The sequence below is a fragment of the Mycobacterium sp. shizuoka-1 genome (assembly GCF_002723835.1).
Taxonomy (GTDB): Bacteria; Actinomycetota; Actinomycetes; order Mycobacteriales; family Mycobacteriaceae; genus Mycobacterium.
Genome location: NZ_BEWG01000112.1, coordinates 22,463 through 48,440 on the forward strand (window position 1 = coordinate 22,463; position 25,978 = coordinate 48,440).

24 protein-coding genes, 1 tRNA gene and 2 pseudogenes are annotated in these 25,978 nt (G+C 63.1%); 19 read left to right on the top strand and 8 right to left on the bottom strand.

From position 1 onward, the window contains the following. Nucleotides 1–16 precede the first annotated feature (16 nt). Nucleotides 17–571, top strand: coding sequence for a molybdenum cofactor biosynthesis protein B (locus MSZK_RS27825; protein ID WP_099251784.1), 555 nt, complete (start codon nucleotides 17–19; stop codon nucleotides 569–571). Between the two features lie 644 nt (nucleotides 572–1,215). Continuing rightward, entirely contained in the window at nucleotides 1,216–1,854 is a 639-nt protein-coding gene (locus MSZK_RS27835) for an MspA family porin (RefSeq protein ID WP_005139787.1), read from the top strand. A gap of 64 nt (nucleotides 1,855–1,918) precedes the next feature. Here the strand turns inward: MSZK_RS27835 and mscL are convergent, their stop codons facing one another. Further along, nucleotides 1,919–2,374, bottom strand: a complete 456-nt coding sequence (gene mscL, locus MSZK_RS27840) for a large-conductance mechanosensitive channel protein MscL (protein ID WP_099251764.1) — start codon at nucleotides 2,372–2,374, stop codon at nucleotides 1,919–1,921. 83 nt (nucleotides 2,375–2,457) lie between these two features. After that, nucleotides 2,458–3,108 (bottom strand): SAF domain-containing protein, encoded by a 651-nt coding sequence (locus MSZK_RS27845; protein WP_099251765.1) that lies wholly within the window; start codon nucleotides 3,106–3,108, stop codon nucleotides 2,458–2,460. Nucleotides 3,109–3,281: 173 nt separating this feature from the next. Between MSZK_RS27845 and MSZK_RS27850 the strand changes: the two genes are divergently transcribed. Continuing rightward, the gene (locus MSZK_RS27850) at nucleotides 3,282–4,445 is read left to right on the top strand and encodes an EAL domain-containing protein (protein ID WP_099251766.1); all 1,164 of its coding nucleotides are present in this window, start codon (nucleotides 3,282–3,284) and stop codon (nucleotides 4,443–4,445) included. A gap of 13 nt (nucleotides 4,446–4,458) precedes the next feature. Here the strand turns inward: MSZK_RS27850 and MSZK_RS27855 are convergent, their stop codons facing one another. Continuing rightward, the gene (locus tag MSZK_RS27855) at nucleotides 4,459–4,776 is read right to left on the bottom strand and encodes an FmdB family zinc ribbon protein (protein WP_099251767.1); all 318 of its coding nucleotides are present in this window, start codon (nucleotides 4,774–4,776) and stop codon (nucleotides 4,459–4,461) included. A 179-nt stretch (nucleotides 4,777–4,955) separates the two neighbouring features. Next, the gene (locus MSZK_RS27860) at nucleotides 4,956–5,561 is read right to left on the bottom strand and encodes a 5-formyltetrahydrofolate cyclo-ligase (RefSeq protein WP_099251768.1); all 606 of its coding nucleotides are present in this window, start codon (nucleotides 5,559–5,561) and stop codon (nucleotides 4,956–4,958) included. A 63-nt stretch (nucleotides 5,562–5,624) separates the two neighbouring features. On the opposite strand from MSZK_RS27860, the gene MSZK_RS27865 reads away from it, so the two are divergent. The 8 genes from MSZK_RS27865 (at nucleotide 5,625) to MSZK_RS27895 (ending at nucleotide 13,190) form a co-directional block, all read left to right on the top strand. After that, complete coding sequence (locus MSZK_RS27865; RefSeq protein WP_099251769.1) at nucleotides 5,625–6,545, top strand: UTP--glucose-1-phosphate uridylyltransferase; 921 nt, start codon at nucleotides 5,625–5,627, stop codon at nucleotides 6,543–6,545. 49 nt (nucleotides 6,546–6,594) lie between these two features. Beyond that, complete coding sequence (gene glp / locus MSZK_RS27870) at nucleotides 6,595–7,851, top strand: gephyrin-like molybdotransferase Glp (RefSeq protein WP_099251770.1); 1,257 nt, start codon at nucleotides 6,595–6,597, stop codon at nucleotides 7,849–7,851. Nucleotides 7,852–7,864: 13 nt separating this feature from the next. After that, nucleotides 7,865–8,518 carry a GNAT family N-acetyltransferase gene (locus MSZK_RS27875; protein ID WP_099251785.1) on the top strand — a complete coding sequence of 218 codons (654 nt, stop codon included), beginning with the start codon at nucleotides 7,865–7,867 and terminating at the stop codon, nucleotides 8,516–8,518. 146 nt (nucleotides 8,519–8,664) lie between these two features. Next, entirely contained in the window at nucleotides 8,665–9,729 is a 1,065-nt protein-coding gene (gene glpR / locus MSZK_RS27880) for a gephyrin-like molybdotransferase receptor GlpR (protein ID WP_099251771.1), read from the top strand. Nucleotides 9,730–9,780: 51 nt separating this feature from the next. Further along, nucleotides 9,781–9,853 (top strand) — tRNA-Ala (locus tag MSZK_RS27885). A gap of 90 nt (nucleotides 9,854–9,943) precedes the next feature. Further along, entirely contained in the window at nucleotides 9,944–11,071 is a 1,128-nt protein-coding gene (locus tag MSZK_RS27890) for a site-specific integrase (protein ID WP_099251772.1), read from the top strand. Nucleotides 11,072–11,776: 705 nt separating this feature from the next. Further along, the gene (locus MSZK_RS32175) at nucleotides 11,777–12,316 is read left to right on the top strand and encodes a hypothetical protein (RefSeq protein ID WP_142390018.1); all 540 of its coding nucleotides are present in this window, start codon (nucleotides 11,777–11,779) and stop codon (nucleotides 12,314–12,316) included. Between the two features lie 628 nt (nucleotides 12,317–12,944). Further along, on the top strand, nucleotides 12,945–13,190 hold the full coding sequence (locus tag MSZK_RS27895; protein WP_142390019.1) for a hypothetical protein: 246 nt from the start codon (nucleotides 12,945–12,947) through the stop codon (nucleotides 13,188–13,190). A gap of 100 nt (nucleotides 13,191–13,290) precedes the next feature. On the opposite strand, the gene MSZK_RS27900 is transcribed toward MSZK_RS27895, so the two are convergent. Next, nucleotides 13,291–13,557: a helix-turn-helix domain-containing protein gene (locus tag MSZK_RS27900; RefSeq protein ID WP_099251774.1), complete on the bottom strand. Its 267-nt coding sequence runs from the start codon at nucleotides 13,555–13,557 to the stop codon at nucleotides 13,291–13,293. A gap of 624 nt (nucleotides 13,558–14,181) precedes the next feature. On the opposite strand from MSZK_RS27900, the gene MSZK_RS27905 reads away from it, so the two are divergent. Together MSZK_RS27905 and MSZK_RS32495 are read left to right on the top strand one after the other, a co-directional pair. Beyond that, a complete protein-coding gene (locus MSZK_RS27905; protein WP_158230650.1) occupies nucleotides 14,182–14,715 on the top strand; it encodes a DUF732 domain-containing protein in 534 nt (177 codons plus the stop codon). A 190-nt stretch (nucleotides 14,716–14,905) separates the two neighbouring features. Then, nucleotides 14,906–16,420 carry a serine/threonine-protein kinase gene (locus MSZK_RS32495; RefSeq protein WP_099251776.1) on the top strand — a complete coding sequence of 505 codons (1,515 nt, stop codon included), beginning with the start codon at nucleotides 14,906–14,908 and terminating at the stop codon, nucleotides 16,418–16,420. A gap of 49 nt (nucleotides 16,421–16,469) precedes the next feature. On the opposite strand, the gene MSZK_RS27915 is transcribed toward MSZK_RS32495, so the two are convergent. Both MSZK_RS27915 and MSZK_RS27920 read right to left on the bottom strand, forming a co-directional pair. Then, on the bottom strand, nucleotides 16,470–17,309 hold the full coding sequence (locus tag MSZK_RS27915) for a hypothetical protein (protein ID WP_142390020.1): 840 nt from the start codon (nucleotides 17,307–17,309) through the stop codon (nucleotides 16,470–16,472). Nucleotides 17,310–17,362: 53 nt separating this feature from the next. Further along, nucleotides 17,363–17,950: a hypothetical protein gene (locus MSZK_RS27920; protein ID WP_099251778.1), complete on the bottom strand. Its 588-nt coding sequence runs from the start codon at nucleotides 17,948–17,950 to the stop codon at nucleotides 17,363–17,365. A 244-nt stretch (nucleotides 17,951–18,194) separates the two neighbouring features. Here MSZK_RS27920 and MSZK_RS27925 point away from each other — a divergent pair. The 3 genes and pseudogenes from MSZK_RS27925 to MSZK_RS33265 form a co-directional block, all read left to right on the top strand. Continuing rightward, nucleotides 18,195–18,737: pseudogene (locus MSZK_RS27925) on the top strand (recombinase family protein); the annotation flags it as partial. Between the two features lie 239 nt (nucleotides 18,738–18,976). After that, a complete protein-coding gene (locus MSZK_RS27930; RefSeq protein WP_099251779.1) occupies nucleotides 18,977–19,381 on the top strand; it encodes a hypothetical protein in 405 nt (134 codons plus the stop codon). Between the two features lie 256 nt (nucleotides 19,382–19,637). Next, nucleotides 19,638–19,703: a helix-turn-helix domain-containing protein gene (locus tag MSZK_RS33265; RefSeq protein WP_233211554.1), complete on the top strand. Its 66-nt coding sequence runs from the start codon at nucleotides 19,638–19,640 to the stop codon at nucleotides 19,701–19,703. A gap of 112 nt (nucleotides 19,704–19,815) precedes the next feature. Here MSZK_RS33265 and MSZK_RS32740 read toward each other — a convergent pair whose 3' ends face one another. Continuing rightward, nucleotides 19,816–20,688 carry a hypothetical protein gene (locus tag MSZK_RS32740; protein WP_199203521.1) on the bottom strand — a complete coding sequence of 291 codons (873 nt, stop codon included), beginning with the start codon at nucleotides 20,686–20,688 and terminating at the stop codon, nucleotides 19,816–19,818. Nucleotides 20,689–20,809: 121 nt separating this feature from the next. Between MSZK_RS32740 and MSZK_RS27945 the strand changes: the two genes are divergently transcribed. From MSZK_RS27945 to MSZK_RS27955, 3 genes and pseudogenes are all read left to right on the top strand, one after another. After that, entirely contained in the window at nucleotides 20,810–22,786 is a 1,977-nt protein-coding gene (locus MSZK_RS27945) for a class I SAM-dependent DNA methyltransferase (RefSeq protein ID WP_099251780.1), read from the top strand. Continuing rightward, nucleotides 22,783–24,087, top strand: a complete 1,305-nt coding sequence (locus MSZK_RS27950; RefSeq protein WP_099251781.1) for a restriction endonuclease subunit S — start codon at nucleotides 22,783–22,785, stop codon at nucleotides 24,085–24,087. Before MSZK_RS27945 ends, MSZK_RS27950 begins: the two co-directional genes overlap by 4 nt. Before the next feature lie 2 nt (nucleotides 24,088–24,089). Then, nucleotides 24,090–25,889 (top strand): annotated as a pseudogene (locus tag MSZK_RS27955) (DEAD/DEAH box helicase family protein); the annotation flags it as partial. Nucleotides 25,890–25,978 lie beyond the last annotated feature (89 nt).

Sequence of the window (25,978 nt, forward strand, 5' to 3'; positions counted from 1 at the left end):
GGTGGGTGACCATCCCATGACTCTGACCAGCACGACTGCCAGGATGTCGGCGCGCGGATATACGGTGACACCCATGGAACAGCCAGGGGAGCTGGTGGGGCGTGCACTTGTCGTCGTGGTCGACGACCGTACGGCTCACGGCGATGAGGAGGACCACAGCGGACCGTTGGTCACCGAGCTGCTCGCGGAGGCGGGCTTCGTGGTGGACGGCGTGGTCGTGGTCTCTGCTGACGAGGTCGAGATCCGCAACGCGCTGAACACCGCCGTCATCGGTGGTGTCGACCTGGTGGTATCGGTGGGTGGCACCGGTGTCACTCCGCGCGATGTCACGCCGGAGGCCACCAGGACCATCCTCGATCGGGAGCTGCTCGGGATCGCCGAGGCGCTGCGCGCCTCGGGTCTGTCGGCCGGGATCACCGACGCCGGCCTGTCACGCGGGCTGGCCGGGATTTCCGGCAGCACGCTGGTCGTCAACATCGCGGGCTCGCGGTATGCGGTGCGCGACGGCATGGCGACCCTCAACCCTCTGGCGGCCCATGTCATCGGCCAGCTGTCCAGCCTGGAGATTTAAGCAAGCTCCTCACGGAGCGTCGACGGTCGCCGCCGGTAGCGGCGTACCGTCGGTTAAGCGCGCCGTATCGGGCGCGCAGGGCCTTGTGTTAACAGCCTGTGAACTGCACAAACATCAAGATTGTGATCTTTGTCACAATTATCCGGAGATGTGATGGGAACTTCGCGTCAGAACCGATCTGCAGTTAACAAGATTTTCGGCACCGAGCTGCCTCAGGAGTCCTCCGACGAACGCGATCCGGACGACAAACGTGACATCGCGGACCGCGACCAATGGCTCAGGGATAACGTTCCGCCGCACCACCATTGAGTATCGGCAGGTAGTGGGATCCGATTGCTCGGGTGGCTGCGGCCCCTGCCCTGTCGGGTCGTCCCACGCCGGGAAGTTCCCGGTTAACCGTGGCCGGCTTTCCAGCAAACTTCCTCGCGCAAGAATTGATTCGACGCACCCCGACCCTATGCGTTGCCGCCCAGATGCCATCCCGTTATGTTCCTCGTGTCAACGATGAGCAGAGCGTAAGAGCAGGTTGTGAGGACTCTCATTGAACTGCCAAGCGCCGTGTGCGGTGTCAGCATGTTGGGACCCGAGCACGAACCACTAACTCGGTGAGCCCGCGGGTCACCGTCGACATAGCTAGGGAGAACATGAAGGTAATCGGTCGGGTACTGGTGGCGATGATCGCCGCCGTCGCGGCGTTGTTCGTCGGGACAGGTACCTCGCACGCAGGTTTGGACAACGAGCTGAGTCTGGTCGACGGCGGTGGCCGCACGATGACGATTCAGCAGTGGGACACCTTCCTCAACGGCGTGTTCCCCCTGGACCGCAACCGGCTGACCCGTGAGTGGTTCCACTCCGGCAAGGCTGTCTACAGCGTGGTCGGCCCGGGTGCCGACGAGTTCGCGGGCACCTTGGAGCTGGGCTACCAGGTGGGCTTCCCGTGGTCGCTGGGTGTGGGCATCAACTTCAGCTACACCACGCCCAACATCCTGCTGGACGACGCTGACATCTCCCCGACGGGCTTCAACCCGCTGGGCTCGGTGATCACCCCGAACCTGTTCCCGGGTGTGTCGATCAGCGCCGACCTGGGCAATGGCCCCGGTATCCAGGAAGTCGCCACCTTCTCGGTGGACGTCGAAGGCCCCAACGGCTCGGTGGCGGTGGCCAACGCCCACGGCACCGTGACCGGTGCGGCCGGCGGTGTGCTGCTGCGTCCGTTCGCCCGGCTCATCTCCAAGGCCGGTGACAGCGTCACCACCTACGGCGAACCCTGGAACATGAACTGACTCCCTGAGCACGTCAACACAATGGCCCCCGGCATCCGCCGGGGGCCATTGTGTTGATCGGGTGTCAGTCTCGGTCGGCGCTCGTGGTGTCCGCAGTGTCGGGGCTCGGGCCGGTCCCCGGGCCAGTGACCTTCTTTGGCGTCCCGTTCGCGTCCGCCAGCAGATCACGGATCTCGGTCAACAGGCTCAGTTCCGTGTCGCCGGCCTGCTCGACCTCGCCCTTCTTGCGCAGCCGGTTGTAGGGGACGACGACGAAGAAGTACACCACCGCGGCGACGAGGACGAAGTTGATCATGGCCGACAGCAAGATGTTGAGGTCGATGGCCTGCCCGCCGCCGATGCCGATGCGCAGGATGCCGTATTCGGTGTCCTTGCCCGCCCCGATGCGATCGATCAACGGTTGGATGATGCTGTCGGTGAACTTGGTGACCAACCCGGTGAACGCCGTACCGATCACCACCGCGACCGACAGGTCGACGATGTTGCCGCGGGCGAGAAATTCTTTGAAACCTTTCAACACGACATGACCCCTTTCACGTGGGAATTGGCTTGTCAGCAGGACTGCTCCCCGAGACCTCGAAGGGTAGTACGGCGCTGGGCGCCTCAGTGGATCGTCAGCGTGACGGTCTGCACCAGCGTGGCGGCGGCCAGGGCGCGCGCGGCCGGGGCCGGTAGCGCCACCAGGACCACCCGGTCATCGCCCGATCCGGCGGCTTTCTGCTTCGCTGACACCAGCACCACGATGGCGTCCGAGGCCACCAGCGTCGGCGTGGCGTCCGCGCCGGCGTCCGGGGCGCCCATCACATCCACCACGTCGCCGGGCCTGATCAGGTCGAGCACCGCCGCGTCGGCAAGGTGCAGCGGCACCACTCGTGCGTCCGGCCCGGCGGTGAGGCCCGCAAGGCGGGAGCCCAGCACGCGCACGTCGGTGAGTATCTCGCCGCGCCGGGCCGGTCCGGCCAGGGTGGTGCCGACGAGGGATTCGACAACGGTCTGAGCGCCGTCGGGTACTGTTGCGGCAGAACGCTTTTCCAGCGCAATGTCGTCGGCGGACAACGCGATACCGGGGCGCAGGTCGCGCGCGGCGACCACGACATCGGATCGTCGGTCACCGGGATCCGGTCGCAGGGCGGCGATGCCGGCGAGGACGACCAGGCTGCCCGCCGCGACGCGGCGGGCCACCACCGTGCGGGTGGCGTCTGGCCGCAAGTGCCGGATTCGGCTCGACAGTGTGGGATTGAGCGACTCGCCCATGCGGCCACCGTAGCGGGGTGCGCTGCTCCGGAATTTCCTGGCGGGACTCGCCTGTTGATAAGTGGGCTGGGTGCGGCGGTTTTTCGTCGTTTCCGGCTTCGGGCATATCGTTGCCTGTACGTTTACCTAACTGTTGTTACGGCGCCTGGGCGGGTGAGTAAGGAGGCGCGGCCATGAATGCCGATCAGCTTCTGGCACGCAACCTGCTGTCCGCGCTGGCCAACGGCGAAGTGCAGCCGCACTTTCAGCCGATCGTGTCGTTGGAGGACCGCCACGTTCTCGGGTTCGAAGTCCTTGCCCGATGGCACGATCCGGCCCAAGGGTTCATCAGCCCGGAGCGCTTCATCCCGGTGGCCGATCGGTTCGGCCTGCTGGACCGTTTGCTCGACCAATTGATGCGGACGTCATTTCAGGCCGCGGCCCAGTGGCCGCACAACCTCTTTCTCGGGTTCAACGTCTCACCCACGCAGCTGCGCAACGCCGAGCTGGCGACCAGGATCGCCACGGCCGCCATCGAGGCGTCATTTCCCTTGAGCCGCGTGCACATTGAGGTGACGGAGTCGGGTTTCATCGAAGACCTGACCCAGCCCCGTCGCACGCTCGACCGGTTGATCAACCTCGGTTGCATGATCGCGATGGATGACTTCGGCACCGGCTATTCCAGCCTCACCTGGCTGAGCACGTTGCCGTTCTCCAAGATCAAGGTCGACTCGAGTTTCGTGATGGCGATGCAGGACCACCGGCAGAGCCGAAAGATCGTCGACGCAGTGGTGGGCCTCGGGCACAGTCTCGGGCTGGCGGTCGTGGCGGAGGGGGTCGAGACCGCCGAGCAGGCCGAGCTGCTCAAAGGCATGGGATGCAAGCTCGCGCAGGGTTACCTGTTCGGTCGGCCGACGCCGGCGATCCAGGTCCCGGACGTGTTGGCCGCCAGCGCGGCCCGCGCCCGCGACGCCGAACCGTCGGCGTCGATGTCGCTGGAGTTCCGGGCGCATCGGCTCTCGGAGGCCTACGAATCCACCGCCGCCGTCGCGTTCATGGACCCCACCGGCACCGTTGTCGCGTCCAGCTCGGCCTTTGATCGCACAATGGAGGTCGGTCCGGGTGAAGCGGCCGGCCGGCACATCTGGGAGTTGATCGGGGTGACACCCGAGACGTTCGCCCAGCTGCGGGCGACCGATCTGCTCGACCAGCCGTTTCCGGCCTTCGACGAGACAACGGCCAGCGGGTCGATCGCGCGCGTGCTGATCCGTCCGGTCAAGGACGAGAGAAGCGAATTGCTCGGGTATTCAGTCGAATTCGGCGATTCCGAGCAGAGTTCGACCGAGGTGGCGTCCTGACGGACGATGTTCGTCAGCTCGAGGCTGCGGCGGCCGGCGTCGAGGTGCTCGCACTCGAGGAACTCGACGAGCTGGACGACGACTCGCTGGAGCTCGAGGATTTCTCCGAACTCGACGACGAGGAGGACTCCGACTTGCCGGTGCTCTTGGTGGAGTCACGGCTGTCAGTGCGGTAGAAGCCGCTGCCCTTGAACACCACTCCCACCGAGTTGAACAGCTTGCGCAGCCGACCGGAGCACTGGGGGCAGCTGGTCAGCGCATCGTCAGTGAACGCCTGCACCGCGTCGAAGCGGTTGTCGCACTCGGTGCACGCGTAGCTGTAGGTCGGCACATGAACCTCCGGGACGAGACGTGGTCTTTTAGCACTCTACCGTGCCAAGTGCTAGAACCGCCATGTGGTACTTATCATTCCCGATACCGCGCAGGGGTGAGCCGGGCGACCAGGTGCCGCTGAATTGCGGCAAAACGGGATCGCCGGGGGAGGCTCGGGTGCATGGTAGGCCGGTGGCCTCACGACGTGGCGGCCAACGTGAACAGGCCGTGTTTGGGGGTCAGGACATGGGTCATCCGAATGTCATGAGCCTCGCTGGGCAGCTCGTCGACGACCTCGCTGTCCCGGACCACCGCGACGAGCTTGGTGCCGGGTTTGCACAGGGCCAGCGAACGGTCGTAGAACCCGCCGCCACGCCCCAGCCGCACCCCGCGGCGGTCCACTGCCAGCGCGGGAACCAGCACCACGTCCGCCTGCGCCACCGCCGAGCTGGGCAGCCACGGCTCCGGCGGCTCCAGCAGCCCGAACCGGGCCGCGACCAGAGTGCCCGGCACGTAGACGCCCCACAGCAGGGCGAGCGGCGCGCCGTCGGCGTCCGACCGCGTCACCGGCAACAGCACCCGGGCGCACAACTCGCGCAGCCGGTCCACCAGCTGCGGCGAGCCGGGTTCGGTGCCGACCGGCAGATAGGCGCAGACGGTGTCGTCCGGACCCACGAACTCCCCGAGGTGGCCGGTCAGCGCCAGCGCCTCGGCTGCCCGGTCCGCGTCGGAAACCGCGCGTCGCGCGGCCAACAGGGCCTGCCTGTGGTGGGCTTTCGAACCGGCGAACACGCCGTCCACCATGTCAGTGCGCGCGTCGATTGCGCCAGAGTGAAGGGTCACGATGATGGCGATAGGGTGTGAACGATGAGGCCGTCAGAGGTCCCGTTCCCGCGCACAGCGATTGTTCCCGCGGCCGGGCTGGGTACCCGATTCCTGCCCGCGACCAAGACAGTGCCCAAGGAATTGTTGCCGGTCGTGGACACGCCGGGCATCGAGTTGGTCGCCGAGGAAGCCGCCGAGGCGGGTGCCGAGCGGTTGGTGATCGTCACCTCCGAGGGCAAAGACAGCGTCGTCGCGCACTTCGTCGAGGACCTGGTGCTCGAGGGGACGCTGGAGGCCCGCGGTAAGAAGGCGATGCTCGAGAAGGTGCGCCGGGCGCCGGCCCTGATCAAGGTCGAGTCGGTGGTCCAGCACGAGCCGTTGGGCCTGGGACATGCCGTCGGGTGTGTGGAATCGGTGCTCTCGCCCGACGAGGACGCCGTGGCGGTGCTGCTGCCCGACGACCTGGTGCTGCCGACCGGCGTGCTGGAGACGATGGCGAAGGTCCGGGCCAAGCGCGGCGGCACGGTGCTGTGTGCGATCGAGGTGTCGGAGGCCGAGGTCAGTGCCTACGGCGTGTTCGACGTCGAAGAGGTGCCGGATGCGGCCAATCCCAACGTGCTCAAGGTCAACGGCATGGTGGAGAAGCCCAAGGCGGAGGATGCGCCGTCGCGGTTCGCCGCGGCCGGCCGCTACCTGCTGGACCGGGCGATCTTCGATGCGCTGCGCCGCGTCGACCGGGGTGTCGGCGGCGAGATCCAGTTGACCGACGCGATCGAGTTGCTGATCACCGAAGGCCACCCGGTGCATGTCGTGGTGCACCGCGGCTCTCGACACGACTTGGGAAATCCCGGCGGCTACCTGAAGGCTGCGGTTGACTTTGCGTTGGATCGTGACGACTATGGCCCGGATTTGCGGCAATGGTTGGTGGCGCGACTAGGCCTGGCCGACAAGACCGTCAAGTAAGAGCTGCGGCGGGCCCGCGCGATCGGGGCTCGAGGCAGAAAGGCGCGCGGTGCGTTCGGTAGAGGAACAGCAGGCCAGGGTGGCGGCCGCCGCGGTGGCGCCGCGACCGGTTCGGGTGCCGATCGCCGAGGCTCAGGGCCTGATGTGCGCTGAGGAAGTGATCACCGAGCATCCGTTGCCGGGGTTCGATCAGGCCGCCATCGACGGCTATGCGGTGCGCAGCGTCGATGTCCAGGGCATCGGTGCCGGCGGCGACGACGAGCAAGGCGATGGTGAGATCAGCCTGCCGGTGATGGGGGTGATCGAGGCCGGCACCCGCACGCCGAGCCGGCTGCAGCCCAAACAGGCGGCCCGGGTGCAGACCGGGGCGCCGATGCCGACTCTGGCCGACGCGGTTCTCCCGCTGCGCTGGACCGACGGCGGTCAGGCCCGGGTGCGGGTGCTGCGCGGAGTGCGTTCGGGCGCCTATGTCCGCCGGGCCGGCGACGACGTCCAGCCCGGTGACGTGGCCGTGCGGGCCGGTGCGATCATCGGCGCCGCGCAGGTGGGGCTGCTGGCAGCGGTCGGCCGGGAGCGGGTGCTCGTGCATCCGCGGCCACGGGTGACGGTGATGAGCGTGGGCGGTGAGCTCGTCGACATCTCCCGTACGCCGGGCAACGGCCAGGTGTACGACGTCAACTCCTATGCGATCGCCGCCGCGGCCCGAGACGCCGGCGCCGAGGTGAACCGGCTTGGCATCGTCAGCGCGGATCCCAAGGATTTGCGCGAGGTGGTCGAGGGCCAGCTCAACCGTGCTGAGCTGGTGGTGATCGCCGGTGCGGTCGGTGGTGCGGCGGCGGAGAGCGTGCGCACCGTGCTGTCCAAGCTGGGGGAGATGGAAGTCGCCAGGATCGCGATGCATCCGGGGTCGGTCCAGGGGTTCGGCCAGCTGGGGCGCGAAGGGGTGCCGACCTTCCTGCTGCCGGCGAATCCGGTGAGCGCTCTGGTGGTCTTCGAGGTCATGGTTCGGCCGTTGATCCGGCTGTCGCAGGGCAAACGGCAGCCGATGCGGCGTGTCGTGCAGGCCCGGGCGCTGTCGCCGATTTCGTCGGTAGCCGGGCGCAAGGGATACCTGCGCGGGCAGCTGATGCGAGACCAGGACACCGGCGAATATCTGGTGCAGGCGCTCGGTGGGGCCCCCGGCGCCTCGTCGCATCTGCTGGCCACGTTGGCCGAGGCGAACTGTCTGGTGGTGGTGCCCACCGAGGTCGATCAGGTCCGGACCGGTGAGCTGGTCGACGTCGCCTTCCTGGCTCAACGCGGCTGAACCGCGGATCACGGTGAATCTCCTGCGCAACAGTTCTGTGCACCCGGGATGGCCCGCGCAGGTCGGACCGCTGCGGGTGCGTGCAGGCGTGGTCCGGTTGCGTCCGGTGCGCATGCGCGACGCGGCGATGTGGAGCCGCATCCGGATGGCCGATCGTCGTTTCCTGGAACCGTGGGAGCCGACAGCCGAGGTGGATTGGGCTGTGCGACATGCGGTTTCGTCGTGGCCGGCGGTGTGTTCCGGGCTTCGCGGCGAGGCGCGCAAGGGCCGGATGCTGCCGTACGTCATCGAATTGGACGGGCAGTTCTGCGGTCAGCTCACGATCGGGAACGTGACCCACGGCGCCTTGCGCTCGGCCTGGATCGGCTACTGGGTGTCCAGTGCCGTCACCGGCGGCGGGGTGGCGACCGGAGCGCTGGCACTCGGGCTGGACCACTGTTTCGGACCGGTCACGTTGCATCGGGTGGAGGCCACGGTGCGGCCGGAGAACGCGGCCAGTCGAGCGGTGCTGGCCAAGGCCGGCTTCCGCGAGGAGGGCCTGTTGCAGCGGTACCTCGACGTCGACGGCGCGTGGCGGGACCACCTGCTGGTCGCGATGACGGTGGAAGAGGTGGACGGTTCGGTGGCGGGCCGTTTGGTGCATCACGGGCTGGCGCAGTGGGCGTGATTCCCGAGCTGATTTGTTACTGATGTGACATTTGGGGCTGTTGGTGCTTGTCATGGGCTAATTACATGTGTGTAATTGACAGCGGCGCGCCGTCGCGGGTTGCGTAGGTCACGGACCTAGCCTGGACGGGAAAGGAGCAGGCCATCATGCCAAGCATCCCCCAGTCATTGCTCTGGATCTCACTCGTGGTGCTCTGGTTGTTCGTGCTGGTCCCCATGCTCATCAGCAAGCGCGACAACGTGCGTCGGACCAGTGACGTCGCGCTGGCCACCCGGGTGCTCAACGGCGGTGCGAAATCGCGCAGGTTCAAGCGCAGCGGGCCGTCGGCCGGTCACCGGCACGATCCGGACTGGCAACCCGAGGAGGACCAGTTCGACGAACTGGACGCCGACGATGAGGTGACGCCGTCCCGGACCCGCTCAGTGGTCGTGGTGGCCGCGGTGGCCGAGCAGACCGAACCCGACTATCTCGACGTCGACGTGGTCGACGAGGACTCCGGCGCCCTTCCGGTCGGTGGCGGTGCGGCGCGAGCTGCCGACGCCCAGCCAACCCTGTTCGACGAGGCCGTGGCGCCGGTGGCCGAAGACACGGTGACCGCCCAGCCCGAGGCAGCGGCCGAGGACGACGAGGAGGCCGTGTCCGAGGGGGAGGCCACCGACACGTTCGAAGCCATCGCCGACGACGAGCCGCAGGACGGAACGGCCGACGAATACGAATATGTCGAGGACACGTCCGGTCTGGAGGCCGAGGAGGAGCCGGCGACGACCATGACGCCGCGGGCCGGCCGGCAGCGCCGGACCGAATCCACGACGGCGGCGGCGGTCAGCGCCCGCAAGTACCGCTTCCGCAAGCGGATGCTGACGGCGATGGCGGCGGTCATGGTCCTCACGGCCGTGCTGTCCTTCACTGTCAGCGCCGATCTGTGGTGGGCCTGCGGTGCCGCCGGCGCAGTGACGGTGCTGTATCTGGCCTACCTGCGTCGGCAGACCCGGATCGAGGAGCAGGTGCGCCGGCGCCGTCAGCAGCGGATGGCGCGCTCGCGTCTCGGCGTGGAGAGCACCGAGGACCGCGAGTTCGACGTGGTGCCGTCGCGGCTGCGCCGCCCCGGCGCGGCGGTGTTGGACATCGACGACGAGGACCCGATCTTCGAGCACCTCGACGAGGTCGCGTTCGCGCGGCACTTCGACCTGCCGCGGGCGGCCGGTCAGTAGGTCACCGGTTTCGGCATGGCGGCCTGCGGCTGGTAGCCTGCTAGCGACCAAGGGGCTATAGCGCAGTTGGTAGCGCGTCTCGTTCGCATCGAGAAGGTCAGGGGTTCGATTCCCCTTAGCTCCACAGAGTTTGAGCAGTTCAGAGGCCTAAAGCCACTGAAACCGGATTTCCCGTCAACGCGGCGGTCAACAATTCGCGGCTAAGATGCCCGCCATGGCCTCTCTCCGCACCAGAACCCGCTCCGACGGAACCGAGTACTACGCCGTCCTGTATCGCCTCAAGGGCAAGCAGACGAGCACTTCCTTCGACGACTTCGCGCTCGCCGAGAAGTTCTGCAACCTTGCCTCGAAGTTCGGTGTGGAGAACGCGCTGAGCACCCTGCAGGTCGAGCAGACGCTGGCGACCCTGACGGTGGGCCAATGGGTGGAGCACCACATCAACCACCTAACCGGAGTGGACCCGAACACCATCACCAAGTACCGGACCTATCTCCGCAACGACATCGCCGAGCCGCTCGGTTCGATGCCTCTGGCCGCTCTGACCCGTGACCACATCGCTCAATGGATCAAGGGCATGCAGCAACCGAACGCTAAAGGCAAAGTCGTCTCGGCTAAGACGATCACGAACAAGCACGGCTTCCTGGCCGGTGCTCTCAACACCGCCGTGACTGCTGGCCACATTCCCGCCAACCCGTGTACCGGCATGGGCATGCCTCGCGACGACGACGAGCGCGAGAAGGTCTTCCTCACCAGCGAGCAATTCGCACTGCTGCACTCGAAAGTCACCGACTACTGGAAGCCGATGGTGGAGTTCATGGTGGCCTCCGGTGCCCGCATCGGTGAGGTCGTCGCGCTCCGCCCCTCCGACATCAATCTGGAGGCGGGCACGGTGAGGATTCGGCAGTCCTGGAAGTACGGCGGAGCCGAGCGAGGCTACACACTGGGCACCACGAAGACCCGGAAGTCGAAGCGGACGATCAACGTCCCGAAGTCGGTTCTGGCTAGGCTCGATCTGACCAACGAGTTCGTATTCGTGAACCGCGAGGGCCGACCGGTACGCCAGCACGGCTTCTCTGCTCGGGTCTGGTCACCAGCAGTCGAGAAGGCCTGGCCGTCACGAGACAAGGATGGTCGCGAGTACAAGAACCCACTCCGTCCCCGCGTCCACGATCTGCGCCACACCTGCGCGAGCTGGATGATCCAGCGCGGTGTGCCGCTGCCGGTAATCCAGGAGCACCTTGGTCACGAGAGCATCCAGACAACCATCGCTGTCTACGGCCACCTGGACCGGTCCTCGATGGAGGCAGCCTCTGACGCGATCGGTGCTGCTCTGGGTATGTAAAGACTTCTAGCCGCTGTCGTAACTCGTTGTTTCGCAACGCCATTCGGTGCTGAGTGTTTGCTTGAACCTGAGTTTCACAAGCTTTCAATCGGTTTGAACCGCTGGTATGGTCATGTCGTCCGGCTTTGCCGGAGTCTGCCAGAGGAGTCCCATCGGGACTGATCCATCGCGATCAAGGGACCTTCTGTGCCTCCATCTCTCACATACGACCTCGCCGCCGCTACTGAGCGCATCGGTGCACCCTCCACAGAGTGGCTGATTGTCAACCTCCGCCATGGCCGGTTTCCTGGCCGCAAGATTGGCCGTCACTGGCGGCTGACCGACGACGACATCCAGGCGATCCTGGACATCTGTAGCAACAGGCATCAACGTCTAAATCCGAAGAAGAACGTGGCTTCCGCGAGCGTCGCAACCGGTCTGACGCCCACGTCACGCAAGCGGGTAGCGGGCCTGTGACGCCTCATGAGTCCGCCTACCGCAGAAGTGGGCCGCCCCGATGACGCGAACACCGAAGCGGCCCAGGGACTACCGGATCAAGGAGTCGAATCCAGCCTACTACTGCCCTCTGCCATTAACCGGGCACTGCCGAGCCACATCCTGCATATCCTGGCCACTGGTGCGCCGGGTCGGAATCCGGGCGGACGGCAGGTCTGGGGCAGGTTCGTCTCCGTCGCGATGAGTGCGCGTCGGCGCGGGTGGACCGAGATGCAGTACGTCGACGAGGTCTGGTCGAAGGATTCTCGGTGGGGTAGCGGTGGCCGGAAGACGTATGGCTATTGGCACCTGACCAACCAACTGCTCGTGAGCGCCAAGGGCAATGAGGCCAGGGCTCACCGCGAGGTGGAACGTGCATGGAAAGCAGCAGGAGACAATCTGCTTCAGGAACATTCGCTGAAGACCCCTGAGGATTTCATCGCAGATGCGATCGAGTCGGCCTACGCCTGGGAGGACAGGCTCGACGAAGGTGTCGACAACCTCAGCATCACGCAGAAACTGGTGATGCTCTACGTCACAGCCTCGGTGATCAAACGGCGGAACTCCAAAGTCACTTGCCCATGCAGGGAAGTTGGTGCCGCTGCAGGCATTCCATACCGCACTGCCAACTACACAATGCGACGTCTAGGTGATCGAGGCTTTCTAGTTCTGCATGACAGGGGAACTCACTCTGCCGATCCGAAAAACTGGAAAGCAGCGATCTACTCACTGTCTGATCCATTCAGCCTCCCTCATGGAGGTCACACGTGATTGATCACCTTGCACACAGGAAACAGACTGGGAAGTCTACCTATGTGCAACGTCTGAAGACTCCCGAGAGTCCTGACGATATGGGCACCGACCGTTAGGCGGCCCGGCGTATGAACTTGAACTCAGTAGAGCCTCGACGGAAACGTGTTATCGGAGAGCTTTGGCTGTTTAGCGACACCCGTTTAGACTGATGGAAGTTGGACGTCCCGCCAGTGGATTTACTCGCGGGGGACGCCGACATAGCGGTGGCGGAAGTTCAGCACCGACGTGACGTTGACCGGATGCACAAGCGACGTCTTACTGGGACCAATGAGGCGCTCGGATCTCGCGATGCCTCAAAAGGCCCATGGAGCTGAGTAGCGCGCACGCAACTCCAAAGGTGCTGAGCTGCAATAGCTCTGCTTACCCTGTAGTGGTTGCAAAATGGATGAAAGTGGGACGCGAGAATGCGCAAGTATCCTCGCTGCGCCTATCCGCAACTTCGTGTCACTTTTCGATCCCTGAACTGGTAAAATAGTTCGAAGAATGACGAAACCCGCCGCCTCGGAGCGCAATACGCCGTCGGATCACTGCAAGTTGCGATGTGCGGTTTGGACTAACGTGCGAAGTCGCCTGACACCGAGGGGCTTTGAGCGATTCGGGCTGTCTGGTGGTGATGCTCGTGGACGCTAACGCGATGTACGAGATGGACGGCGTCTTGTATACCTACGACGAGCTGGCCGCCACGATCGAGGCGGAAGCCGCAACACTGCCACCGGAGACCTGGAGATCAGGCGAGTGGGATCTGAATGACTACATGATCGAAGCCGAGCAGGTGGGAATCATCAAGCGGCTCGACGCCGACCACTACTACGACGACGGCGAGGTCGTCTGACGGGGCGGGCGGTTGGCGACGGGGTTGGGTAGTACTTGCCGGAGGGGTCGATGTCTACCCAATGGGTGCGAGTGTGCCGCCAGCGACCTGCACTGTCTTGTTAGGTGTCTTGGGAGTCCGAGACCAAGAGGGCGACGGAAATCTCAAGGGCGTCCGCGATGTCGAATAGGCGCTCATAAAGCACTCCGCGCTTGCCATGCTCCAAGTCGATGAGCACATTGCGTGTGACGCCGGAACGTAGCGCCAACTGTTCCTGGGTCAGGCCTCGCGCGATGCGCAGGGTGCGGATGCGCCCGCCGACTTCCCGACGTCGCTGGTCCCAAGCGGCGACCCGGTCTGGGTCGTTCTGGCTGGGTCGGGTTGGCACCGTCCTAGTAATCGGTGAAGCGAAACCAATGTCTGCCCTACTAGTAGGGCTAAACTGTTGAGAGCTGCAGGCTGGGTCGGATAGCCTCGGTTGCTTTTGCAGTCACCACCGGGGGGGATTTTGATGAGAGTGCTGGCCGCCTCAGCAGCGTCGATTGCTGTCTTGACATTGATGGTCGGCTGCGGCGGGAAGAGCGGGTCGTACGAGGAGGGCTACCGCAGTGGAGGCGGTCGCGAGTGGGCGACGCAGATGTTGCGTACCGCCTCTCCAGATGTCGTATGCCGACGTATGTACACAGCCCTCATGAGACACCCTGAAAAGGCAGACGTCATCACGGACAAAGGCGAATACATACAGGGGTGTGAGGATGCTTTACGGGACGCAACCAGCTAGTTGCGCAGTACCTCCTCGACCAAGCCGTGCTTGGCAAATCCACACAGGCCGAGAACGCCTAGTACGCGAAGGGGCACGTCTAGGCGACTGGACTTGCTTACTCGTAATTTAGCGAAGCTGCATCCGATGAGGATGACGGAGTGGGATGTTCGGACATGACTGGGCAATGCGGTGCCGAACGGTGGCCACAGCCAGACCGAAGGGGTGGGTATGTTGATCCGACGAGTCGGGGTGAGCGCCCCCGGGGGAAAGTTCGCCATTGGCGTCTTGGTGACCGTTCTCGCACTGGCGGTCTGCGCACCTGCGCAAGCCGATAACGACCAGGATCAACGATTTCTAGCCGCCCTCACGTCCGCCGGTTGGTCGATCCACAACGCCAGCGGTCTCATCAGCCAGGGTCGACAAGTTTGCGTCGAGGGTCTGGCACATGGTGTGACGTGGCAGGAGATCCGCTCGACGCTAATGGGCTCTGGGTATTCGTCGTTAGATTCGTCAACACTCATTACTCAAGCCGTCACCGCCTACTGCCCTGACCGCAGATCTGCGATAGCAGGTATGGATTCTGGAACAAGAACTGCCGGACCGAGCAGCAACGATGAGTGGTGGGATACCCCGTCCATGGGTAAGTCGATGTGCACGATGGTCAAGGTGAATGGCCGCGACTGGGCCGCTAGCTACGGCATCGGCGACTTCAACGGCACCGCCCAGGGTGCGCATATTGTCGACGACTTGATCGCCAAGTACTGCCCCCAGTTCGGCCACTGAGCGTAGGGCGAGGACCCAGCAGGCTGACGCCGTCCATCTGGGTCACTTCGCACAGCCTGTTCGAAGCGGATGCATCACAGTCGGGCGCGGGCGCGAGACGATGCGCCGAAGTACTTGTGAGTCGACGTTCGCGGCTAGCGCAGGAGTGGAACAAGCGAGGAATGTTGATCACAGCAGCTAACATCTCGCCATGCCTCTGAGGATCGGCGACACGTTCGCCGGATACCGGGTGCTGCGACTCCTCGGCTCCGGGGGGATGGGCGAAGTTTATTTGGTCCAGCACCCCCGCTTGCCCCGGCAGGAGGCGCTGAAGGTACTCCGACCAGACATCTCAAGCGACGCCTCCTTCCGGGACCGGTTTATCCGGGAAGCTGACCTCGCCGCAGGCCTACGCCACCCCCACATAGTTGGCGTCCACGACCGAGGCGAGCATGAGGGGCAGCTCTGGCTCTCGATGGACTACATCGACGGCACTGACCTCGGACAGCTCGTGGAGCAGCGGTATCCGGCTGGCATGCCCGTCGAACTCGTCGTGCCCATCGTCAGTGCGGTGGCCAGCGCCCTGGACCACGCCAACAAAAAGGGCCTGCTCCACCGGGACGTCAAACCCGCCAACATCATGGTTGCCGACCTCGACACCGACGACCCGAGTATCTACCTCACTGACTTCGGCATCGCCCGCCCGCTTGACGACACCAACGGGCTCACCACCACCAACATGACGGTTGGGACCGTTGCCTATTCAGCGCCCGAGCAGCTCATGGGCGAGCCGATGGACGGGCGAGCTGACGAATACGCCCTCGCCGCAACGACGTACAACCTGCTTACCGGCGCACAACTGTTTCCGCACTCCAACCCCGCCGTCGTCATCAGCAGACACCTCAACACGACACCGCCCAACTTGCGTGACTGCCGCCCGGACTGCGCACGCTTAGACGAAACACTCCAGAAAGCACTCGCCAAGAACCCGGCTGACCGTTTTGCGTCCTGTTCCGCGTTCACGCAGGCCCTGACCGCTGTGTCGCCCCCACAGGCAGGTGCGTCCGCCAACGCAACCACCCAAGCTGCAGGCCAACCACGAACACCCGTCCCCGGCATCAGTGGGAGGCCAACCAGAAGACCAACCACTCGATACCGGCTTGCCGTGGGTGTAGTGGTTGCGATCATCGTCGTGATCGGGGTTATCGGGGTGTTGTGGCGGCCATGGCAGCATTCGCCATCGAACGACGCTGTCGTCACATCGAGCAGTGCACTGACCACACCCACTACGACAGGCGCACCTCCCTCAGGCTCTGCTGGGTCGGGACCTCCCGCGACGAGTACGAAAGCGGTTCCGACAGTTACGGTCACCGCAACACCGACGACGACTGCCGAAGCACCGTTTTCCGCAAGCGAACGAGCGTTTCTCAGCTCCGTCGCTTCGATTAGCCCGGCCAACGGCTATGCCAGCGGTCCCGCGTTCCTCAATGCCATCGACGGTGGCGCTGCAAGTAAGCAGCAGGAGGACCGCGCCTTGGTACAGCGTGGATACCAGTTGTGTGCTGCATTGGACGATGGTCTGGACTCCGCCGCTGCTCGCCAGCGAGTGCTAGAGCCTCTGAACGATCACTCGATCGACTTGTTCGACTACTACGGTGCACTCTTTATCGGATCTGCCACCTACCGACTGTGCCCTGAACATAGCGACAAAACAGGCCCGATCTAGCGCATAACACGACGGACGGCGTCCCGCGAGACTCTGTGAACCTGGGCGATCAGTCCGGCAGCTTGTCTGCCGCGATACCGACCCATACGTGCTTCTCGGCAGTCCGATTCCCAGTCTGATCCGCCTGGTGTTCCGTGATCACTGACACGGCGACTGGTTGGCCAACCATAACCACACCGCCAACGAGCACATCGGATGGCACATCGACAATTTTTGCCTTCGCCCGCTGTTTCTGCACCCGCATTTCGATGGCGTTGCCTTCGAGATCCACGCTCACCACGCGCCCCGACAATACCTGCGGGGAGGATACCGCCGATCTTTCGAAAAGCGCCTTAGCGCGGATGCGACCCCTCCTGGAAAGGGTGGAGTTCAACCGGCTGCCGGTGCTCCCTGCTGCAATGACCTGAAGGTCGAGGTTCTGGTCGTTCAGCTCGGACGTGAGTAGTCGTAGTTGTTGGAGGAAGTCGGGTCGTTCTTCTGCAAACGCGCTATCGTCAGCCTCGTTTTCAAGCGCGTCGTGCACTTTGAGAACGTGTGCGACCGCCGACTCAAACTCGTCTACTACGGCAACGTCGAGGTGATCCGGGTTTGTGGCAACAAAGCGGGGAACCATGTGCATGATCGCGCTTCCCTCGCTTACACCTTGCCAATCAATGTCTGCGATACGCGCTGCCGCTGCTGAACCGAGCGCCTCCCGCACCTCACTTTGGAAGCGGTCTGCGATCAACAAGGCATTGGACGGCAGTCGTCCACCTTCCGTCGATGGACCAATGAGCCGGAGATCCAAGTGGATTGGAAATCTGGCACTCGGGGTGACGTCTTGAATCGCCCCAACGAGTGATTGGCGCGCAGCTTGAACGAGGTCCGAATCATCGTCGTCGTTGTTCACTACCCAATCCGGTACGTGACGACGTCGGAGGCGTGGGTACCTGTCGGCCAGGCTCATAACGTCACCTCCAGATACCCTCGGGCTGGTTCAGCGTCTTCGACAAGCATCGCTTGCTTCACCGACAGGTCGGTCGTGCGTTGCCAGAAGTCGTCCATCATGCCGCGAGTGGCTACGTACTCGTATTCGTCAGCCTCCAGATTCCGCAGCTTGAGGGTGGTGAATGGCTTCCATAGTACGACGAACGGTTCCACTCGGTAGGTCGACTTGATCCGGTCCCGGTGTTGGTACAGCGCCTTGAGCTGACCCGCACCTCGGCGGCCACGCAGCGAGCTAAGCGCGTCACTATCGAGGAACGGCGAGATATCGACGTCGCCAACCTCAACAGCGCCGCTGGTAAAGCTCCCACCAACCCATAGCCGTTTTAACACCTTGACTCTTAGAGCAGTCTCGATGGCTTCCCAGTCGGCGAGATAGTCCACAAGGCCGTCGAACACGGCGCGACGGCTGGTAGATGCAGCGAACTCTGCCGCATCGACGAACCGCGACTCCATTTCCTCCAGTGTGCATAGGTACGTGCCAACCGGCAGGTGGCCGTCAACAAGATCAGGAATCAAGGCGACCAACAACCCCCATTTCCACACCCGTTTGAGAATCGTAGACGGCGGACTTCGACGTTAATGGCTTCTAACTCGATTCAATCGCTTCGCTTTGTGCGCTGCCCGCCGAGGTGACCCTTTCGATGTTCAACGACGGCGCTGTCTATCTAGGCTCTAGTCAAATGAGGCGGCCTGCAGGCGACGCTCTAGTGTCCATCTAGGGTTGTTGTCTGATTAATGGACATGTGCCATGATGGGTCTTAGACATCAGATCAACACTGGGGGGTAGATGGGCACGGGTCAGATCGTCGGCTATCGGCGGGTCAGCACCATGGACCAGAACACCGACCGCCAGCTCGACGGCTTCGATCTCGACGAGGTGTTCACCGATCACGCCAGCGGCAAGGACACCAACCGGCCCGAGTTGCAGGCGATGATGAAGCACGTCCGCAAGGGCGACGAAGTTGTCGTGCACAGCATGGATCGGCTGGCCCGCTCGCTGGTCGATCTCCGTCGCACCGTCGATGAACTCACCGGCAAGGGGGTGCGGGTCCGGTTCGTGAAGGAGGGCCTGACTTTCGGTGACACCAGTGACCCCTGCGCTGTGCTCATGCTCAGTGTGATGGGGGCGGTGGCCGAGTTCGAGCGCAGCCTGCTGCTCGAACGCCAGCGTGAGGGCATCGCCATCGCCAAGACCAAGGGTGTCTACAAGGGGCGCAAGCCTGCCCTTTCTGATGAGCAGATCGCCGAGGTGAAGTCGCGCCTTGCTGCCGGGGAGTCTGCAACCGCGCTAGCCAACAAATATGGGGTCAGCCGGGCGACCATCTATAACACCAACCCGTGGACTGAAGAGCACGTGATCGCTGTCGATGACCTATACCGTCGGCACGGTTGCGTGCTCGGTTCGGCACACCCCGAGATCATCGCCTTGGCCGACAGGCTGCAGCGAGTGCCGTCGTCGGTGGCGCTGCGGATGCGCGATCTGGCCGCCGCGCACGACGAGCCGGGCGTGTACCCCAGCAGCAAGGGGTCTGTCGCGTTTACCAAGCTGGACCGAAAGGTGGCTGACCGATGATCACTGCAGGCGGGACTGAACGGCAGTCGAGCTGGGTACGGCGCTGTTCGGAGCACGAGGTCGACTTCGCGAGTAGCGGCGAGTGCCCTGAATGTTCCCGGCTGCTGTTAGATCGACAGTCCGAAGGCGTGACTGTGTTCGATGGCGGCGACGATGAGGGCTATCGGGCCTGGGTCAGCAAACACCGAGGTGGCTATGTCCTCAATATGGAGAAGTCCTACAACCCAAATTACGTGATACTGCATCAGGCCACGTGTCACACGATTAACGGCGAACCCGCACGGGGCGACGTGTTCGTCGGCGACTACGTGAAAGCGTGTGCAAGGCGGCGCAGCGAGCTTGAGGACTGGACGATCAAGAATGTGGGAACGTCGCCTTCACGGTGTGAAGTCTGTTTTTGACTTGCCGACGCCCCCGCCCCGCCCGCTCTGCGATCAACCAAAACGCACACCGAAGGAGTGACGGGCAAGGCCATGCTCACCACCACGGCGGTCTTCGCTCAACTCGAACGAGACAAGATGATCGAGCGGACCCGCGTCGGGCTCGCAGCGGCTGCCGCCAACGAACGTAGAGGCGGACGACCCGGCAAGAACGACGACGCCAAGCACATCGCTACCGCCAGGCGGATGAAGGCTGACGGTCACACTTGCCAAGAGCATCGCGAAGTACTTAGGCGTCAGCCGAGCGACCCTTTACCGCTACCTGAGCGGCGTTAGCTCATGATTCTCCGCCGCTGATGTGCTTTTTTGCTTTGGCGACTGCCTCATCCACACCGTCTATATCCCACGACCCGACTATCCACTGGTCGTCATCGGCGGTATACAAAACCCATCCGTCAGGGCGGCTTAAGCCAGTTGATGAGCGCCAGTATCGGCTCGCCTTTCGTGTCATCGAATGTCAGAGCGGCGTGCTCTGGGTTGAAGTCGACGTGAACGGTGGGGTCTTGCGACACTGTGACCTCGCTTAGTCTCTGGTGAGTATCACTGGAAGGTATCGATGCGCGTTTATCCGAGTCTTCGTGGTGCCTTCCGTCAGGCTGATAGGTCGAACTTTCAGCGACAATGCCAGTTCGGGAAGTTGCCCGTCGCGTTACCAGGGCGCGTAGAAGTGAAACGTCGATTGGCGCACCCTCGCTCAGTGCATCGCCGAGCCTGATGCCGCCAACGTTGTCCCACACCGACAATCTGGCAAGACGCCATGTCTGAGAGTCCGAGGCGGCGATGTCCTTGATCGCGTCGTACAGGGCGCGCTGCTTCCATCGAGGTGCGCCAGCCTCTTGCAAAGCACCGGTTTCGCCTGCGGGCCCGAACATTGCTTCGCAGGAAGGGCTTGTCCATCGTTTGCCCCACCGACCGACCTGTAAGCAGTGCGCTTCGTACCGCGTGCAGAAATCAAGGTAGGCGTCGCGCCAAGGCAGCTTCGTGGACACGGCGGGCTGAAGGGTCGTGATCCGGTAGCGGTTGAAGTGCAGTTCCTCGTCTAGCTCGATGACCAGCCCCCCGTCGAATGACAAGTCCCATGCTCCGGGACGGAGGGCCTGCATCGGCTGTAGTCCGCCAAGCACGTCATATACCGCGATCACCGCAGACTGCGCTTCGGTGGAGAGTTCATCCAACCGAGGCGACGGAGGTGCGATGGCGGCAGGTTGCAGTCCTGCGCGGAACAAGAGTTGCTGGAGCGCCGCAGCGCGGGCACCGGTGCGGACCATCTTCAACAGTCTGCCCGCCGCGCCCGGACTGTCGACAACGCCCGCAATGCCAGCCTCCACCCAGTGCGGCGCGGTAGTTTCGCCGTGTCTCGAAATCGGACTTGGGGAGTGAATCGAGAACATGGCGCAGACTAATGCCAACCTGATCTGGAAGATTGCTGACCTGCTGCGGGGGCCGTATCAGCCCAATCAGTACGGCGACGTGATCCTGCCATTCACCATCCTGCGCCGCCTGGACTGCATCCTGGAGCCGACGAAGGACGAGGTCCTCGCGGCGTACAAAAAGATCTCGGCGACCAAGGTCGATCCCGCTGTGATGCTGAAGGCGAAGTTCAAGCTGCCCTTTTACAACACTTCCCGCTGGACCTTCGAAGCCTTGATCGGCGACCCCGACGGCGTCGCCGACAACCTCATTGACTACATCGAGCGATTTTCACCGAACGTCCGCGACGTCTTCGACGGCTTCCGCATGATCGACCTCATTAGCGACTTGGCCAAGTCCGACCGGCTGTACCTGATCGTCAAGGAGTTCGCCGCCGTCGACCTGCATCCGAAGGTCGTCACCAATCACGACATGGGCTACATCTTCGAAGAACTGATCCGCAAATTCGCCGAATCCAACAACGCCCAGGCCGGTGACCACTTCACCCCCCGCGAGGTCATCGCTCTCATGGTCGACATCTTGTTCCACACCCAAGACGACGTTCTGACCAAGCCCGGCACGGTCCGCACCATCTACGACCCCGCCGCCGGAACCGGCGGCATGCTCTCGACCGCCCACGACCACCTCATCGAGATGAACCCGAAGGCTCGCCCGGTTCTGTACGGGCAGGACATCAATCCTCGCTCGTACGCGATGTGCAAATCCGACATGATCATCAAAGGTCAGGATGTCGACAACATCTATCTCGGCGACACTCTCACCGATGACGGTTTCCGCACCAAACACTTCGACTTCCTGCTATCCAACCCGCCGTTCGGCGTCGCCTGGAATACCCAGCAGAAGGCCGTCACCGACGAGTACGAACAGCGCGGCTTCGCCGGACGCTTCGGCCCGGGCCTGCCCCGAGTTTCCGACGGGTCGCTGCTGTTTCTCTTGCATCTGATCTCCAAGATGCAGCCCGTCAAGCAGGGTGATGGCGGCAGCCGCCTGGCCATCGTCCTCAACGGCTCACCGCTGTTCACGGGTGGCGCGGGTTCGGGCGAGTCGAACATCCGGCAGTGGATCATCGAGAACGACCTACTCGACGCGATCATCGCGCTGCCGACCGACATGTTCTACAACACCGGCATCGCCACCTACATTTGGGTCCTGGACAACAACAAGCCCGTCAAACGCCAAGGGAAAGTCCAGCTCATCAACGCCGTCGACATGTACGGCAAGATGCGCAAATCCCTCGGCTCCAAGCGCAAGGAGCTGCGTTCAAAGGACATCGAGCGCATCTGTGGCCTCTACGACAGTTTCCGCAACCAGCACGCTTCCGACGAACACGACGCCCACTCGAAGGTCTTCAAGGGTGAGGAGTTCGGCTACTCCACCATCACCGTCGAGCGTCCGCTGCAGCTCCGCTTCACCCCGACCCAGGAGAAGATCGAGGAAGTACTGGCGCAGAAGAGCGTCGACAAGCTCAGCGACGGCGAGAAGGCGGCACTTCGTAACGCGCTCACGACGTTGATCGGGTGGGAGTGGAAGGACCGCGACGAGTTCATCACCGAACTCAAAGACGCTCTTCGCAAAAGCGGGCTCTCGAAACCAGGTGCTCCATTGGTGAAAACGATCTGGTCGACCCTTGGTGAGCACGACGAGGACGCCGTCATCGTCACCGACTCCAAGGGCAACCCCGAACCCAACCCGGCGCTACGTGACACAGAGAACGTGCCGCTGACCGAGAACATTGAGGAATACTTCGCCCGCGAAGTCCTACCCCACGTCCCGGACGCCTGGATCGACCACGACAAGACCAAGGTCGGCTACGAGGTCCCGTTCACTCGACACTTCTACCGCTACGTGCCACCCCGTCCGCTCGATGAAATCCAGAAGGACCTCCGGGTGCTGGTCGGTGAAATTCAGGAGATGCTGGCTGAGGTTGGAGCATGAAACACGCATCGGTGCTGCCGGATGAATGGACGACACTGCGCCTAAAGCACCTTCTAGCAGAACCGCTCAAGTATGGGGCGAATGAAGCCGCATTGAGCGACGAGCCCGATGATCCTCGATTTGTGCGGATTACCGACATCGCTGACGACGGCACACTGAAGCCCGACACCTTCCGTTCGCTACCACCGGAAGTTGCGCAGCCGTACCTCCTGAAGGACGGCGATCTTCTATTCGCCCGAAGCGGCGCGACGGTCGGCAAGAGCATTATGTACTCCGAGGCATGGGGGCCTTGTTGCTTCGCTGGCTATCTAATTCGCGCTCGACCCGATGCAGCTAAGGCCCTGCCGGAATACATTCGGTACTTCTGCGAGTCGCGGCTGTACTGGCAGTACATCACGTCAGAACAGATCCAAGCGACGATCCAGAATGTCAGCGCGGAGCGATACGGGAATCTGCCCTTGCCCATACCGAGCGTCGTCTGGCAGCGCAAGATCGTGGAGTTTTTGGACCGTCAGACTGCGAAGATCGATGCGCTGATCGTCAAGCAGGAACACCTCATCGCCACCCTGCGCGAAGACCGAACTGCCACGATCACCCACGCCGTCACCAAGGGAATCGATGCCGATGTCGAAATGGAGGAGTCCGGGGTCGAATGGCTTGGTGAGATTCCGCGCCATTGGACGCATTCGTTCGTGAAGTACGCAGCCACATTGTTGTCGGGCTATCCATTCAAGAGCGAAGGTTTCACTCACGACTCAGACGACCTGCGACTGCTGCGCGGGGCGAACGTCGGGGTGAACGAGATCGACTGGACGGATGTCGTGCGTTGGCCGAGCGACGAGGCAACGGCCCTGGCGGCCTACGAACTGCAAAAGGGCGACATCGTGATGGGCCTCGACAGGCCGTTCATTAGCACCGGCATCCGAGTCTCGCGTATCGGCCCCGAGGACTTGCCTTCCCTACTCCTGCAGCGGGTGGCCAGGCTGAGAGCGGTGGCGAACTTCGAACAGGACTATTTGTTCCACCTACTCACAGGACCGGGCATCCTTCACCACCTAACGCCGATGTTCACGGGCGTGAGTGTGCCGCACGTCAGTCCCGACCAGGTCGGTTCATTTCCCATCCCGCAACCACCGCTCGCTGAACAGCGGCGGATCGTGTCCTACCTTACAGACCGGTGCGGCCAGATAGACAGGCTCATCAATAAGGCTTCCGCATCCATCGATGTTCTACGCGAGTATCGCTCGGCACTGATCACTGATGCGGTGACAGGCAAGATCGATGTTCGGGGGGTGGCGTAGCGGTGGTCCAGCAGCATCACGAGTCCGCGTTCGAGAGCGAGATCTGCCAGTACCTGGCCGAGCACGACTGGCTGTATTCGACCACAGATGGCGGTTACGACCGCGAGCTGGCGCTATATCCAGAAGACGTCTTCGATTGGCTGGCAGACACACAGCCGGAGCAGTTAGCCAAGCGGGTCAGGCCAGACCTAACCGGGGAAGCTCTGGCTAAGGCACGGGCCGGGGTCCTGGCGACGCTGGTGAAGCAGTTAGGCGCTGATCCGAAGGCGAACGGCGGCACGCTCGCGGTGCTGCGGCGGGGCTTCAAGGATCTTAACGCCCAGTTCTCAATGTGCCAGTTCCGTCCCAACACGTCGCTGAACGAGACGACCGCGACAAAGTACGAGGCGGTGCGGCTGAGGGTGATGCGGCAGGTGCATTACTCGACGCAGAACTCGAACAGCATCGACCTTGTGTTCTTCGTCAACGGCATCCCGGTGGCCACAGCGGAGCTGAAGACCGACTTCAGTGTCCAGAGCGTCCACGACGCGGTACTGCAGTACAAGCATCACCGGCTGCCCAAGGGCGAACCGCTACTGCAATTCGGCTCTCGGGCTCTGGTGCACTTCGCGGTGTCGAACTCCGAGGTGCAGATGACCACGAAGCTGGCGGGCAAGGACACCGTGTTCTTGCCGTTCAACCGTGGCGATCGCGGTCATGCCGGGAATCCGGCCAACCCGCACGGTTCAGCGACGGCGTACCTGTGGCAGCAGATCTTGGACCGCGACACCTGGTTGGACATTCTCGGGCGGTTCCTGCACCTGCAGATCGACGAGAAGATCGACCCGTCCACCAACAAGAAGGTCCGCACCCAGCGGATGCTGTTCCCGCGCTACCACCAATGGGATGTGGTGACCCGGCTCGTCGCGGACGCTCGCACTAAGGGGCCGGGTCAGCGGTACCTCATTCAGCACAGCGCCGGATCAGGCAAGACCAACTCCATCTCGTGGCTTGCCCACCGTCTCTCGGTGCTGCACGACGATGCCAACAAGCCGGTGTTCGACTCGGTCATCGTGATCACCGACCGCAACGTCCTCGACGCCCAGTTGCAGGACGCGATCCGCCAGATCGACCGCACACCAGGAGTAGTCGCGCATATCGCCGGGCTGGGCGGTGCCAAATCTCAGGAGCTGGCTGAGGCGCTAACCGGCGGCACGAAGATCATCATCGTCACCATCCAGACCTTCCCCTATGCCCTGCAACTGATCCAGGAGAAAGCCGACCTCAAAGGCAAAAGCTTCGCGATCATCGCCGATGAAGCTCACTCCTCCCAGGCGGGCGAAGCCTCCAAACGACTCAAAGCCGCGCTATCGCAGAGCGAACTGGACGACCTCGACGACGGCGGCACCATCGACGCCGAGGACGTGCTCGCCGCTGAGATGGCCGCCCGCGCTCAATCGAAGAACCTGTCGTTCTTCGCGTTCACCGCCACACCCAAGGCGAAGACCTTGGAGCTATTCGGTCACAAGTCCAGTGTCGACGGCAAGCCGCATCCGTTCCACCTCTACTCGATGCAGCAGGCGATCGAGGAGGGCTTCATCCTCGACGTGCTGCGCAACTACACCCCCTACAAAACCGCGTTCCGGCTCACCCACAATGGGCACACCTTCCAAACCGAAGACACCGCCGCCTCGGGCACAGTCCAGGTTTCCGGCGAAGCCACTGGCGAGTTGGTGGACAAGAGCGCGGCGATCAAGTCGGTGATGAACTGGGTCAAACTGCACCCCACGAACATCAGCCAGAAGGTCGCCATCATCATCGAGGAGAAATAGTCAAATCCTGTGGATCGAGGGTCGTCAGGCGACCTCGGACACTGGGGTGTCGGGCGATGGTTCCGGGGTGATGTCGACCG